Origin of the sequence: Novosphingobium sp. ZW T3_23 (assembly GCF_044987305.1) — a bacterium.
GTDB lineage: Bacteria > Pseudomonadota > Alphaproteobacteria > Sphingomonadales > Sphingomonadaceae > Novosphingobium.
Window position 1 is genome coordinate 26869 of record NZ_JBJDRF010000012.1, and the last position, 13060, is coordinate 39928.

A 13060-nucleotide genomic window follows, 5' to 3' on the forward strand; every position below is an offset into this window, starting at 1 on the left:
CGGCGCGTTCTGCGCATTCCGTCGGTGCGACCCGCCGGGCTATTAGAACTTGTACCCCACCGAGAGGATCACCTGGCGCGGCGGAATGTAGGTGTCCATGACCTGCGCGCTGCCGTAGGGATCGGAGAAGCGCGAATTGATGCCGTCCTCGTCGAAGAGGTTGATCACGCGCAGGGTTACGTTGGTATTGGTGCCGGCCGGTTCGTACTTCAGCATCGCGTTCACCTGCGTGTACGAGGGCGTGAGGTCGACATCGCCGTTGTTGAACAGGCGGTACTGGTACTTGCCGCGGTAGATCAGTTGCGCGCGTGCCGTGAGCGTGCCTGGGCCAACGTCGCCATTCCAGGTAGCCGCGATGTTGCCTTGCCATCGCGGGAGCTTGGGGATGCGATTGCCCTTGATGTCGGCGCGGGCGGTGTTGCGGGCCACTGCGGCGTCGTAGTAGTTGGTCCAGAACAGCCAATCCGGAAAACCGGCGGCATTCTGCGCGGAGGCTGCCGCAGAGGGATCGAGGGCGGCGTAGTGCGAGGTGAATTCGCCTTCCAGCCAGGACATCGAGGCATCGAACCGCAAGTGCTCGGTCGGCGCATAGATCCCTTCGAGCTCGAGGCCGTAGACGCGCGCTTTGGGAGCGTTGCTGATGCCCTCGCCGTAGAGGATGGGGTCTTCCTCCAGGAATTGCATGTTCTTGTAGTTGTACAGGAATGCCGAGGCGTTCAGCTGCAGGGTGTCGCCCAGGAAGCGGTTCTTGGAGCCGATCTCAAAGGAATCGACCGTCTCCTGCTTGTAGGTCGGCTGGATGGCATCCGTCCAGCCAAGTGCGTAGTAGGCGCTGCTTCCTGATGAAGCTGCCGAGTTGATCCCGCCAGGCTTGAAGCCGCGCGTCCAGCTTGCATAAAGCATGTTCTGCGGCGTGAATTGGTAGTCCAATGCCACTTTGCCGGTCCAGGCATCGGCCCGGCGGCTGCCGCTTGGTGAGGCTTGGAGATAGGCGCCCGATGTCTGGTTGGACGTGCCACCCGACATCGAATCATACATCCCGGTGGCCTTGTCGTGGTTGTAGCGCAAGCCGGCGGTCAGCTTGAGCTGGTTAGTGAGGTTGTAGGTTCCCTGCGCGAAGAAGGCGTAGAGCTCGCGTTTGATCTGCGACAGCTCGGCGTAAGTCAGGTTGGCGACCAGCGGATCGTTCCAGGTCGTGTCCTGCGGAAGGGCGGCCTGGAGGAAGTTGTCGTCGTCACTGCGATACTCGTTGATGTACTGGCTGTTCTTCGAATGCAGGTAGACGCCGCCGAGCACCCACTGAAACGGACCCTCGGCTGTCGAGGTGAGATTAAGCTCCTGGCTCCAACTCTTGGTGTCGGAAGCCCAAAGCGGCACGTGGTCGTAGCTGACACCGGTGAAGCTGATCGGATTGTAGGAGTTCTGGTAAAACAACGCGGTGTCGAGGCCGTCCGCATCCCAGGCCTGCTCCGAGTGAAGCTTCTGGTAGCCAGTGATCGACTTGATCGTGGCGAATGGCGTTTCCCACTTCACCACGCCAGTGTAGAGCTGCGTCTTGACCTTCGAGCGGCCTGGGTAATCCTGCGTCAGTTCGCGCGGATCGGGGTTCGGATCGAGAATATTCTTCTGCGCAGGGCCGTTGGTGTTCGAAGTGAACTGTATCGTGTTCAGCACGATCGAGAAGTTCGACGCCGGCTGCCACTTGGCGGCAAGGCGCCAGCCGGTTTCGTCCTGATCGTCGAGATCGTACTTGCTGATGCCGGGCACTTGGGTGGCATGGGCATAGCCGTCGTGCTTGGTGTACTGGAAGGCGCCGCGGATCGCGAGAGTATTCCAGATCGGTACGTTGAGCGCACCCGAGCCTTCCATGTAGTTGTAGTTGCCGAAGCCAGCGTTGACGTTGCCGGTCGTGCGGTCGGTGCTCGGTTCGATAGTGACGACGTTGATGGTGCCGCCGGTCGATCCCTGACCAAACAGCGTACCCTGCGGTCCGCGCAGCACTTCGACTTGCGCCACGTCGATGAACGCCGCGCTCGCGGCGATCGAGTTGAAAATGTAAACGCCGTCGATGTGGTAGGATACGCCTGGCTGAGTATTGGTGTTCTCCGGCGTTTCCGAGCCGATCCCGCGGATCGTGATGATGCGCTCGCCGCCGCCGCTCTTTGCCACGACGAGGCCGGGCACGGTACCGTTTAGGCCCGTCACATCGTTGATGTTTGCCGCCCTCAGCATGTCGGCAGTGACCGCGCTTACCGAAAGCGGGGCTTGTTGCAGGCTGACGTCACGCCGCTCTGCGGTAACGACGATGTCGGTAATGCCGCCCTCGGCGGCAGCAGCATCGGCGACAGCTGCGGGCGCGACGTCGGTTTCCGCCGCCTGAACATTGGCCGAAGTGAATGCAAGTAACGAGATGCCCGATGCCAGGGCGTAGGCGAAAGTAGATTTGGTTCTCATATCAGGTCCCCGAACAGGTCGTATGTCGATTCCCGGGCTTGCGGCTCATGCTTGCTGCTGGATCGGCCGCTTGACGATGAACTTGGCCGCAGCGCGAGCGTGCGGTCTTGTGCACTTGCGAATAAGTAGTTGATCACCACGGCAGGCGATGGCGAGGCGCAAAGGCTTGAAGGCAGCCGCGCGGGTATTTCGGTGCTGAAGCATGTGCCGATACCGGGAAGGGATGTCGTGTTGCACCGCGAAAGCCATGGCTATGGCGTGCCCGGTCAAAGTCGTCAGGTTGCCAGCGACAAGACGCGCCGGCTCTCTGCTGTCACAGGCTGGTCAGGCGTGAGCCCATATCGATGGAAGATGCACTGCTATGACCCAAGCTTCTGCTACTGCACATTTTGCGCGCGATCGCGGCATACTGGGATGGCGATCAGCTGGGCAAGGTCGGCACCTGTACATGGGCCATCCGGATGCGACGACCGGCAGAGCGCGCGAGACGATGGCGCTGGTTCAGGTCTGCTTCGGCGGAAGGAAATTCCATCGCTACTAGTGCACCCTGAAGCCTCGGTAGTTGGCGCAGGCTCTTGTCGCAACGCCTCCGATCGCGACACCTCGGATCGCAAGGGCCTCATGTCTTCGCGAAGTCAGAACTGAGCGTGACCCGAGCGCGTCAGGAAACCGCATCTTCCTCTCCCTGCTGTCAGGAACGTCCATGCTCCCTCTCTTCCATCGCCTGAACGTTGACCCCTATCTGCTGCTGCTCCTATCGACTGTAGGGCTGGCCTCGCTTGTCCCGCCGCAGGGCGCGGCGACCGAAATCGTGGGCGGCGTGGCAGGTGCCGCCATCGCGCTGTTGTTCTTCTTGCATGGTGCCAAGCTCTCGCGTGCGGCGGTCCTGGACGGGGTGCGCGCCTGGAAGCTGCACCTGACAGTCGCCTGCCTCACCTTCGTGATCTTTCCCGTGCTTGGCCTTGGCGTCTGGGCGATCCCCGGGGTCGAGCCCTCTTTGCGGAATGGCTTGCTGTTCCTGACGATGCTGCCTTCCACTGTCCAGTCCTCCATCGCCTTCACGGCGATCGCGCGGGGCAATGTGGCGGCCGCGGTATGCAGCGCCTCGTTCTCGAACCTTGCAGGCATCTTTATCACGCCATTGCTTACGGCGATGTTCATTACCGGCAATGCGCAAGGTTTCTCGACGGATGCAATCGTCACGATAACATTGCAACTCCTGTTGCCCTTTCTGACCGGTCACCTGCTCCGCCCGTGGATTGGCAGTTTCGTGCAGCGACATAAGCAGGTGCTAGGCTACACCGATCGAGCCTCGATCCTGCTGGTCGTGTATTCGGCATTCGGAGCAGCCGTTCTTGAAGGTATCTGGCGCAAGGTCACGCTCGGCGAGATGGGCTTGGTTGTGGCGCTTTCACTGACCTTGCTAGCGGCAATCATGACGATCGGCAGCCTGATGAGCCGGATGTTCGGCTTCAGCGTGGAGGACAGGATCGTCGTTCTGTTCTGTGGTTCGAAGAAAAGCCTGGCGACCGGCGTCCCGCTGGCAGGAGTGCTGTTTCCGGCGGCGCAAGTCGGCGCTATCATCCTGCCGCTGATGTTTTTTCATCAGATTCAGCTGATGGTCTGTGCGGTTCTTGCTCGAAAGATCGCCACGCGAGAGCTCTGATCATTCGTGACTCAATCTGGAGCTTCAGTTGCGGGCGACATCTCTGACCAGGGGCTCATATGTGCCGATCAGCGCTTCTCGCATTAAGGTGACGGTCTCGCCAACTGCTAAAACGGCGCAATCTGTTGTGAGCCATGATGGGTAAATGGCAACTATTCTTGGCTTGCGCGCCGAACCGGACTTTCCCCTATCGGCCCAAAGTCGGCTCAAATGTGGACGCTTTGCTGTCGACCAAGTCTGCCTGTTGCGAGCACTAACGAGACAGCCGGGGTGGCGGAAGCGGACCTCCTCTCGATCAACGCGGCGCTGTCGCTGAGCTTGCTGCTGGGATGCCTCATGTGCCTAAACCTCCTTGCGGGCCGCCAGGCTGAACAATCCAAATCCCGCGAAGGCGGCGAGCAGCGATGCGCTGAAGACGGCGAGACCCGCAACTTCGGACTGAACCTGATTGGAGAAAGCGAGTTCGGCGATGAAGAACGAGAGGGTGAAACCTATCCCCGCGACCCCGCCGATTCCCGCCATGGCCGTCCATGTCATGCCCTCCGGTAGCACGGCAAACCGCAATCGGACTGCAAGCCATGTGAAGAACAGGAAGCCGGCGGGCTTGCCGATCGCCAAGCCCACGATAATGCCCGCCGCCAGCGGCGCCTGCCAGGCATCGGCAAGCAACTCTGTAGCAAACCGAACGCGGATGTTGGACAACGCAAAAAGGGGCAGCACTGCATAAGACACCCAAGGGGTCAGAACGCGAATCAAGCGCGACGCCGCTTCGTCAGTGGCTGCAGCCATTTCGTGGATATATCCGAGACCCCGCTGAGCTTGCAGGCGATGTGCGTCCGCCTCGCTAGCGTCGCCCGCCTCACTGGCGGCGATCGCTGCCTCTTTCACCTTATCGATTGGTCGCTGCACCCGCTCGACGAAGCGACGTTCGGAGAGCCGCGATGTGGTTGGTAGCAGCAGACCTACGGCCACACCGGCGATAGTTGGATGAACGCCGGAACCCAGGACGCCGATCCAGACGAGGATTCCAAGGACAACGTAAGGAGGTGAACTCACCCAGCGCAGCCGTTGAAGGCCGAGAATGGCTGCAAAGGCTCCAGCAGCAACACCAAGATACCAGGGATGGAATGTGGGCGTGTAGGCGAAGGCAATAACAAGCAGGCCGAATACATCGTCGATCGCTGCGAAGCCGAGCAGAATACCGCGAACGGTTACCGGCAGCCGGGTGCCGAAAACTCCTACGATCGCGAGACTGAAGGCTGTATCCATCGCCGCGACAATCCCCCAGCCGTGGCTTGTAGACTGACCGAAATTGATGGCGAGGAAGCACGCGATCGGAATAACCAGTCCGCCAATTGCTCCTGCTAGCGGCAAAACTACTGTCTTCAAGGAAGAGAGCGAACCCTTGACGAATTCGCGCTTAACCTCTGTGCCGATGATCAGGAAGAACAACGGCATCAATCCGTCATTGATCCATTCGGCCAACGACATGCCGATCTCGAGATCGGCATAACTGAACCGGAGAACACCGTCCCATATCGCTTCAAATGCCCCACCCCAAGGAGAATTCACCGCAACCAGCGCGATCAACGAGGCCACTAGCAAGGGCCCTCCAGAAATCTCCCCCAATGCGAAGAACGGCGAGAATCTCTGGACTATGCCAGCAGCCGGCGAGTGCTGAGCTCGCGCCGCAACCCGGCCTGATACGCGTGGATTTAGGCCCACGACTTTAGCTCTTCATAAGATATCAGTTTGTGATGTATCGTCACCCTTATGAAACGGTTACGGCGGCGCTTACGTTGCAGCCACTTAACCCAGAACATATGCGCCTCGACCCGCGATGCTGATTTCCGAAAGCGGAATATTTGCCCGTGGCTTGGAAAGGATGCATCCGGGAGGCGCCGTGCAGTGTCGCCCCGCGCCTTCAGCGCGCCGCAACGCCTGGCAAGGTCGCGCATTTATATGAACGCAGGGAAGCTTTCCACCATTTCGGTTCGAAGCAGAGTGTCGGCAAAACTTGGGAGATCGGACGACTGGGATCGCACCCAGACGCAGCCTTCGCGAGCCTAGGAACTTGTTAACTAAAGCGCTTTACGTCGATTTCAGTTCGGCACGCGATTGTCGATTTCAGCAGGAGGGTAACATGCTCACGTCTGGAATGAAACGTTGCGCGTTGGCAGCAGCTTTGCTGCTTTTTCCCGCAGCTTCCGCCACCGCTTACGACGGCGCTTCGATTGCCGTGACCGGCCGCGTACCCACAGTCTGTCAGGTGAGCATCTCCGCGCCGCCCGCGCATGCCATCCAAACCGGTGCCAACGATCTCGGCATGATGCGCGAACTGTGCAACAGCCTCGCCGGCTACAAGATCACGCTCAACCATCCTGCCGGGCTGGTGGATGCCTGGGTGGATGTTGGCGGCGTTCGTGTACCGCTCTCACCGACGCAGACGCACACGGTGATCGTCGATAATCGCACCCCCGCGTATCGGGAGCGCCAGCTCCGGCTGGTCCTGAACCAGGCGCCGGCCGTGGATATGGACTTTAGTCTCGAAGCCGAACCCAAGGGCGCAGTGTTTTAAGCTGCAAGGCCAATCAGGGGCGGACCGACGAGCAGCCCTCGCCGCCCGAAAGTCCAAGGCGGGGTGAGAACGTGAGGGTGACCACGTCGGCATACTGACCTGCCGGCAGGCGATGCAGATCGTTTCCGGCAAGCTCCACCTGCACGCCATGGCTTCGCCCACCCGGAGCCGGCGTCTGGCTGCAAGCGATCATCGAGCGGTCGGCCACCGGGAAACCCGACACCTTCAGCGCGTAGGGAAGGGCGGCGTCATCTCCGGCAAAGCGCTTCATGGTGCCGCGCTCCTTGTCCACCCGGATTTCGTAAGGCACTGTCGACTGGGCGGTCACTGTGAGACCGCGGATGACGTTGCCGCTGGAGCCGTCCACATCTCCGAAATCAATACGTCCGCGCTGCGTACCCATCGATCCGACGAACGTTGCAATACGTTCCGGCACGGTCAGATCGACCGCGACCTGGCTGCCAAGCTGCATGCCGCGATCAAGCTCTTCGCGGCCTGCAAGGCATACGAACCGCAGTTCGAGCGGCTGATAATAGTTTCCGGCGACGATTCCCTGCCCCGCCGGTACCTGGATGCGGAAGCTTTCGTTGACGTTGTCTCCGCTGGCGCCGGCCCCGAACTGAACGACCGCCCCGTTGGTCGGATTGGGCTGTTCCGCGCCGGAGACCAAGACCATGCGGCCAGCATCCCGCACCCAGCGAATATCGTAGCGTACCGAATCCCTCCGCCCCAGCGCCGCGCCGCGATTGATCGCGCCGGGATTGGCAAGCACGAGGCGCACGGCTGTGACGCGCGGATCCAGGCGCCGGACGTGAATGGTGAAGTTCCGCTCGACTTCGGCCGGATTGAACGGATCGTAGTCGAGGGTGAGTTCGCTCGCGGAGGCGCGGAAATCGGCGCAGTTGGCCTTGGCCGCCCCAGGCAGGACCAAGGTGAGGACGGCGCAGGTCAGGAGCGTGGCGGCGATCTTCATGGGGTTCCCTCGGGCTTCAATGCACCGCCGCGCTGCAATGCGGCTTCGGTTGTCATCACGTCGATCATGTAGACGAGCTTGCCATCGTTCATGGGCATCTCGATGCGCCATTTGCCTGGACGCAGACCTTGCACAGCGAATTGGCCGCTGCGGTTGGTGAACATCTGTACCGGCTTGCGATCAGGCGCCGCGAGTTCGAAAGCGTTGCCGCCCACCAGCTCGAGCGGCGCGCCGCTCGGCATCAGCAATTGGCCGGTATAAGTGACGAAGTAGTCCGACCCGATCTCTACCAGATGGCCTGAGCGATAGGGCGGCCTGAACTGGACGATGCCCGATCCGATGTCATAGCCGGCGGGCGCCTCGGGCACGTCATAGGTCAGCAGCCGGGGAGAATAGGACGTCAATTGCGACATGACCGCGCCGCCGAAACTGCCGGACTTGGCGACGTACTCGTCCTTGCGGGGATCGATGTAGACGGACTTGCCTTCCAGTGAGGCATGAGGCTTCACGATCGCGAAACTGTCGTAGATCGGCCGGGACAGGGCGACACTGCCGCCGGCATAGGCCACAGAGAAAGCCGTGCGCAGCGATGTGCGCTGGTCGATGATCGCGCCGCTGTTCGAGAACGATGTGTTGTGGGCCGCGCCGAGTTCCGCTCGGTTGAGGAGCACGTTTGCCGCGGCATTGACGCCTACCGAATCCTCGACCCGGTCGATGTTTGCCGAGGCATTGTAGGATCCGACACCGGTGCCGCTGGAGCGCTGGTAACTGAGGCGGGCACGCTCGCGCTGGCTATCGAGATCGGCGGTGACGCTCGAGCTGCGGTCGAAGCGGTAGATCAGCGACACCCGGGCGCCCGGCCCGGACCTTCGCTCGCTGCTCTGGTAGGATGCTTCCGCCGTTAAAAGCAGACGCTGGTTGGGCCGCCACCCGTACGTGGCGCGGGCGGTGGACTGATCCTTCCGATCGCCGCGAGCAACCGAATAGAACCCGTCGAGGCTGAAATAGTGGTCGGCGCCGAGCGATTGGGAGTACGTTGCGCCCAGATCCAGCGCGTAAGGGTTGCTGGCTGAGAGGCTGTCCGGCAGCGCGAAGTTCCTGCTGGTCGCCTGGATGGAAGCTGTCAGCGAGCGGGCGTTGCCGCCCGTGCCAACGCGCGAAAGCTCGTAGCCAAGATTGACGGCATAGCCGCTGCCGACGTCCTTGTTATGCGAGCCGGCGAGGTTGAAGGCCAGGGTGCCGACGGGCGAGGCCCAGACAACCTCGGCGCCGCCCACGCCGCCCCGGCGCTGAAGCTGGAAGTTTCCTCCGACCGTCAATTCCTCGGTCAGGCCGTGGCGATAGAAGCCGGAAGCGATCGGATCGTCGCTGTAGCGGCGGCCGCCGGTACCGAACGGCGCTTTCACGCCGCCATAGAGCCCGAACTCGCTGAGGCCGGCGGCAAGTAGGGTCCGATCGAAATTGATGGAAAACGAGATTACGTTCTCGCGGCCGCTGTCGTCACGGACGATCAGCCTCACGTCGTTGGACCCTTGCGCGAAGGGAAAATCGCCGATGTCGTAAGTGCCCGGATTGAGCCGGGTCACCTGAACCGATTGCCCGTTGACGATCGTTTCCACCGTGGAGGCACGGGTCAGAGTGAACGACCTTTGCCCGCGCGGCTGGATGTTGCGCTGCGGATCGAGGTCGGCATAGACCCGCGAAAGCGAGAGGCCCGCCATCGGGCTGGATCCGGAAAAACCGCGCGATACCGGTTCCAGATCGCCTGCGGTATATCGGGCGGTGCCTCGCGCGTCGTCATAGACGATGCGGGTGCCTTCACGCCGGAAGCGGTCCTGGATGCTGCCTTCGTTCTCGAGGACGAAACCGCTGACCCGTATCGCGCTGTCGAAGACGATATTCGGGGTCTGGAACCCGGTCCGGCTGCCCTTGTGCACGTAGTCGCTGTTCACGAAGGCGGTGAGATAGGCAGAGACGTCTTCAGCAGGCTGGATCGGTCCTGCCACGGGGTCGTAGCCCATGACGCGGATTGATTGTCGCACGCGAAGGGTGGGGTCCAGCGTCATCAGCAGGCCGAGGCTGGCCTGGTCGTAAGCGAGACCAATGCCTAGCGCCTGCATGTCGCCGGTGGAGATTGCAGCCTTGCTCTGGATACCGGCGGCAACCCTTGTCCACGCCTCGGTGGAGAGAACGCCGCGCAGCAGTGCAAGCAGTTCTTGGGTGTCGACTAAGATGCGGTCGTCGGCAGTCAGCGTGTAGGACACCTCGCCCAGGACGAAGCCGTTGTCGGACAGCGGCCCTCCCATGGGGATGTCGCGCCCGGTTCGGTTGAGGCGCTCTGGGGAAACGGCGGGTTGTTCGCCTGGAGCTGTCGGCTTTTCAGCCAGCGAGGGCGCATTCGTCTGCGCATATGCAGCGAGTGAACCGAACAGCGTCAATCCCGGCGCCAGGCCTGCAAGGCCCAGGAGATAGAGGGAACGGCGGTTCGCCACGGCGTCATTTGCTTCCGGCTGAATTCAGTTCGACCGAAAGGGTGCCGCCGGCATCCGGGAGTTCGACGTTGATAGGAAAAATTCGACTGGCTTTGGAAGGCACCAGTCCGAGGCCCATGCTCTCGCGGATCTCTTCGGGTTCGAAGGTCTTGCGATAAGCCTCGGAACCGTCCCCGCGCCGCTCGATCAGGGTCATGCGGTTGGTGGCGACGTAGCCGTAATTGGCACCGTCGTTGGCGATCGTGATGACCGGCTGCGGCTTTCCGGCTGCATCCGTGCCGACCTTGGCTTCGACGATCTTGAGCGAAGGCATGTCGCCGTTCGTCCCGACGCTGACGAGCACCTTGAAGCGGTGGAGGACCTGAATCGCGTTCTGGCTTTCCGGCATGGCAACCGGAAGCTGCGCGATGGTCACATAGAAGTGACGGCTTTCGCCTTCCAGCGGCTGACCGATCCACTGGACGCGGAACGCCTGGGACTGGTTGCCGCCAAGGGTCGCCTGGCTGGGGAACACGAGGACATCGTCGCTTTCGACGTCCTCAGCTTCGCGCAGTTCCCCATTCACGACGTTGACGGGGTGGACCGTCACTTCGACGGGCACGGTGTCGGGGAAGGTATTCTGCAATGTGACGATGGCCGAAGTCCGGCGACCTGCCGTCTGGAGGTCGACCACGACGGGCTGCACGTTCAAAGCCAGGCTGGGGCCGGTGGTCGCCATCAGCGCGAGGAACGACAGCAGCGGGCGCAATGCGCGCCGGGCGAAAGGCGTGGTCATGAGGAGGTCTCGGGAAGCAGGGCCAAGGGCAGGGGCAGGAGAAGCCGGAGGCGGACGCAAGCGTCCGCCTCCGAGCAACATCAGGCAGCCGGGGTCAGTTCGATCGAGACGTAACCCGAGTAGTTGCCGGCAGCCAGCCGACGATCGGTCAGCGACGACCAGTTGGTGGCGGTGCGGCTGGAGCCGTTCGACGAGGCTACAGCGGCGCCCTGGCTGGCAGCCTTGACGAACTGGACGCGGGTTGCGGCCGAGCTGAGGCTGTCGTGGCCGCCGAAGCGCTGAGCCACGGTCGAGCCACCGTCGGTCGAGGTCGAGTCAAGGGCAAGGCCGTTGATCGAGGTGTCGAGGTTGTAACGGATGAACTGGGCGAAATCGCCCTGGGCGAGGCCGGTGCCGGAAGCGCCGTCAAGGGCGAGCACGGCGCGGGCGACGCGGACGTTGCTGCCGCCGTTGTTGCAGAAGGCAACGACGCGCGCGTCGGTCAGCTTCTGGGCGATTTCTTCGGTAACGGTCGAACGGACCTTGGCATTGGCATCGGTCAGATCGCCCAGGGTGATCGACGAAGCCTGCGAAGAGATGCCGCATTTGCTGTCGACCTGCGCATTGATGTCGATGCGCGTATCGGCGGCGTGGGCCGAACCGGCGGCGACTGCGAAAACGGCTGCCGCGCTGGCGGCGAGGATCGAACGCTTCATATTCAACTCCTTGAGTATCTTGACGCAGGAACGCGTCGGAGAATTGAAGACCGCTTTCGCGGGTCTTGCGACTTGCACCGGCTACCGGGACAGGCGGCCGATGGTTGAGCGGTGCGTCGACCCAACGCTCCGCCCTCCGTGTGGCTGGACTGCAATTATGCGCGTGGCCCAACCACCAGAATGAGGGTGTCTTTGTAGCGGCCCGCCGCAAGGCGGGGCTGGTTAAGAGCTTGCGCCGCCCACTCGATCGAGATCACGGCATTGCGACCGACACTGATGCCAGCGCCGGACTTGAGGCCGCGTCCGGGAACGAGGCTTGCGAAAGCGCACTGTCCGCCGTCCGCCATCTCGTCGGACGCACAGGGCGCACTGCGTACGGCACCCTTGTCGGTTTCGAGCATGACCGAAACCCGGTAGCGCTTGCTGAAGGAAAAGCCCGATCCGTCGTCGTTCGCATCGACATTCGTCAGCGCGCCGCGCTGCGACGTTACGCCCAGGGCATAAGGTGTGTTGCAGTCGAGCCCAACTGCCAGAAAGAAGTTGGCGGCGCCTTCGAGATCGCGCGGCGCGTTGATGCTGGTGGGGCCATTGGCGGCGAAGCCACACCGTTCCTTGATGCGGGCAACGACATCTATCGCCACGGACTCGGTTGCAGCCTGCGCCGGCACGATGATGAGAAACGCGGCAAGCAGTATGCTGCCGGCCTTGATGGCGGCAAGCGACAGCCGCCATGAATAGTCAATCATCATCAAGCCCCCGCTTAATGTGTGAACGGCATGATTAGCCCCTGTCGTCCACATCAGTACGCCCCGCACCGGGCGCCGTCGGGGGCTTAGAAAGGCTAAGCCCAAGAGGCAATTGCTAAATGTTAGTTAACACCGACTTTGTTCATTTTGGGACAGTTTACAGGGGAACTATGAAGCGAATCTCTAATTATGTCGTACGTTCAGGTCGTTCCTCTAACGCGTGCTGCTAGCGAGTGAACGCGAATCGCGCATCGGCTTAAGCGGAGTTAGCTAAATTTTGAATCAAATGGGGTTGTTCGCACGTCAGGGGAAAAGGTTGTGAAGGATGCGAGCTCCAGGGTCATGGGAGAAAGGCCGAGCCTCGTTACGACGCTTGGCGCGGAATACGACCGAGGAATCTGCTGAGATATTCGTTCAGCTTGCAGGCGCGGCGAAGAGGGCTTGCGGCTCGTTCTCATGCTAGACGAACTGCGCACTAGCGAAGCCGGCCGCGCCGACGCGACCTGAAGGATTGATAGGAAAGGCTTCATCGGCGGTGCCGTGAAAGGTCACGGCGGGAACGGTGAACCATCCAAGGCCTGAAATTGGTCTGTGCGAACGCGTCGACGCATTCGATCGTAGCCTTGTGCCTGGCCATGGCGGCAAGCAGGAAGCTTTCGTCGAGACGACCTTAGCAGACTA

9 protein-coding genes are annotated in these 13060 nt (G+C 61.6%); 2 read left to right on the plus strand and 7 right to left on the minus strand.

Going from position 1 to position 13060, the window contains the following annotated elements; translation table 11 throughout:
- Positions 1–42 precede the first annotated feature (42 nt).
- Positions 43–2454, minus strand: coding sequence for a TonB-dependent receptor (locus ACI3K3_RS09040; RefSeq protein WP_404913258.1), 2412 nt, complete (start codon positions 2452–2454; stop codon positions 43–45).
- Between the two features lie 703 nt (positions 2455–3157).
- On the opposite strand from ACI3K3_RS09040, the gene ACI3K3_RS09045 reads away from it, so the two are divergent.
- Positions 3158–4120, plus strand: coding sequence for a bile acid:sodium symporter family protein (locus ACI3K3_RS09045; RefSeq protein ID WP_404913259.1), 963 nt, complete (start codon positions 3158–3160; stop codon positions 4118–4120).
- Between the two features lie 342 nt (positions 4121–4462).
- On the opposite strand, the gene nhaA is transcribed toward ACI3K3_RS09045, so the two are convergent.
- The gene (gene nhaA, locus ACI3K3_RS09050) at positions 4463–5845 is read right to left on the minus strand and encodes a Na+/H+ antiporter NhaA (protein WP_404913260.1); all 1383 of its coding nucleotides are present in this window, start codon (positions 5843–5845) and stop codon (positions 4463–4465) included.
- A gap of 418 nt (positions 5846–6263) precedes the next feature.
- Here nhaA and ACI3K3_RS09055 point away from each other — a divergent pair, with 418 nt between their 5' ends.
- Positions 6264–6698: a hypothetical protein gene (locus ACI3K3_RS09055; protein ID WP_404913261.1), complete on the plus strand. Its 435-nt coding sequence runs from the start codon at positions 6264–6266 to the stop codon at positions 6696–6698.
- A gap of 13 nt (positions 6699–6711) precedes the next feature.
- On the opposite strand, the gene ACI3K3_RS09060 is transcribed toward ACI3K3_RS09055, so the two are convergent.
- From ACI3K3_RS09060 to ACI3K3_RS09080, 5 genes are all read right to left on the minus strand, one after another.
- On the minus strand, positions 6712–7671 hold the full coding sequence (locus tag ACI3K3_RS09060) for a hypothetical protein (RefSeq protein WP_404913262.1): 960 nt from the start codon (positions 7669–7671) through the stop codon (positions 6712–6714).
- Positions 7668–10163: a fimbria/pilus outer membrane usher protein gene (locus ACI3K3_RS09065; RefSeq protein ID WP_404913263.1), complete on the minus strand. Its 2496-nt coding sequence runs from the start codon at positions 10161–10163 to the stop codon at positions 7668–7670. The genes ACI3K3_RS09060 and ACI3K3_RS09065 overlap by 4 nt, the downstream gene beginning before the upstream one ends.
- A 4-nt stretch (positions 10164–10167) precedes the next feature.
- Positions 10168–10938, minus strand: a complete 771-nt coding sequence (locus ACI3K3_RS09070; RefSeq protein WP_404913264.1) for a hypothetical protein — start codon at positions 10936–10938, stop codon at positions 10168–10170.
- 80 nt (positions 10939–11018) lie between these two features.
- Entirely contained in the window at positions 11019–11633 is a 615-nt protein-coding gene (locus ACI3K3_RS09075) for a hypothetical protein (RefSeq protein ID WP_313434754.1), read from the minus strand.
- 155 nt (positions 11634–11788) lie between these two features.
- A complete protein-coding gene (locus tag ACI3K3_RS09080; protein ID WP_404913265.1) occupies positions 11789–12379 on the minus strand; it encodes a hypothetical protein in 591 nt (196 codons plus the stop codon).
- Between the last annotated feature and the right edge of the window lie 681 nt (positions 12380–13060).

What these genes read in the sequence shown, in the direction of transcription:
- ACI3K3_RS09040 (WP_404913258.1), bottom strand. Translation starts at nt 2,454, where the DNA reads ATGAGAACCAAATCTACTTTCGCCTACGCCCTGGCATCGGGCATCTCG.
- ACI3K3_RS09045 (WP_404913259.1), top strand. Translation starts at nt 3,158, where the DNA reads ATGCTCCCTCTCTTCCATCGCCTGAACGTTGACCCCTATCTGCTGCTG.
- ACI3K3_RS09055 (WP_404913261.1), top strand. Translation starts at nt 6,264, where the DNA reads ATGCTCACGTCTGGAATGAAACGTTGCGCGTTGGCAGCAGCTTTGCTG.
- ACI3K3_RS09060 (WP_404913262.1), bottom strand. Translation starts at nt 7,671, where the DNA reads ATGAAGATCGCCGCCACGCTCCTGACCTGCGCCGTCCTCACCTTGGTC.
- ACI3K3_RS09070 (WP_404913264.1), bottom strand. Translation starts at nt 10,938, where the DNA reads ATGACCACGCCTTTCGCCCGGCGCGCATTGCGCCCGCTGCTGTCGTTC.
- ACI3K3_RS09075 (WP_313434754.1), bottom strand. Translation starts at nt 11,633, where the DNA reads ATGAAGCGTTCGATCCTCGCCGCCAGCGCGGCAGCCGTTTTCGCAGTC.
- ACI3K3_RS09080 (WP_404913265.1), bottom strand. Translation starts at nt 12,379, where the DNA reads ATGATTGACTATTCATGGCGGCTGTCGCTTGCCGCCATCAAGGCCGGC.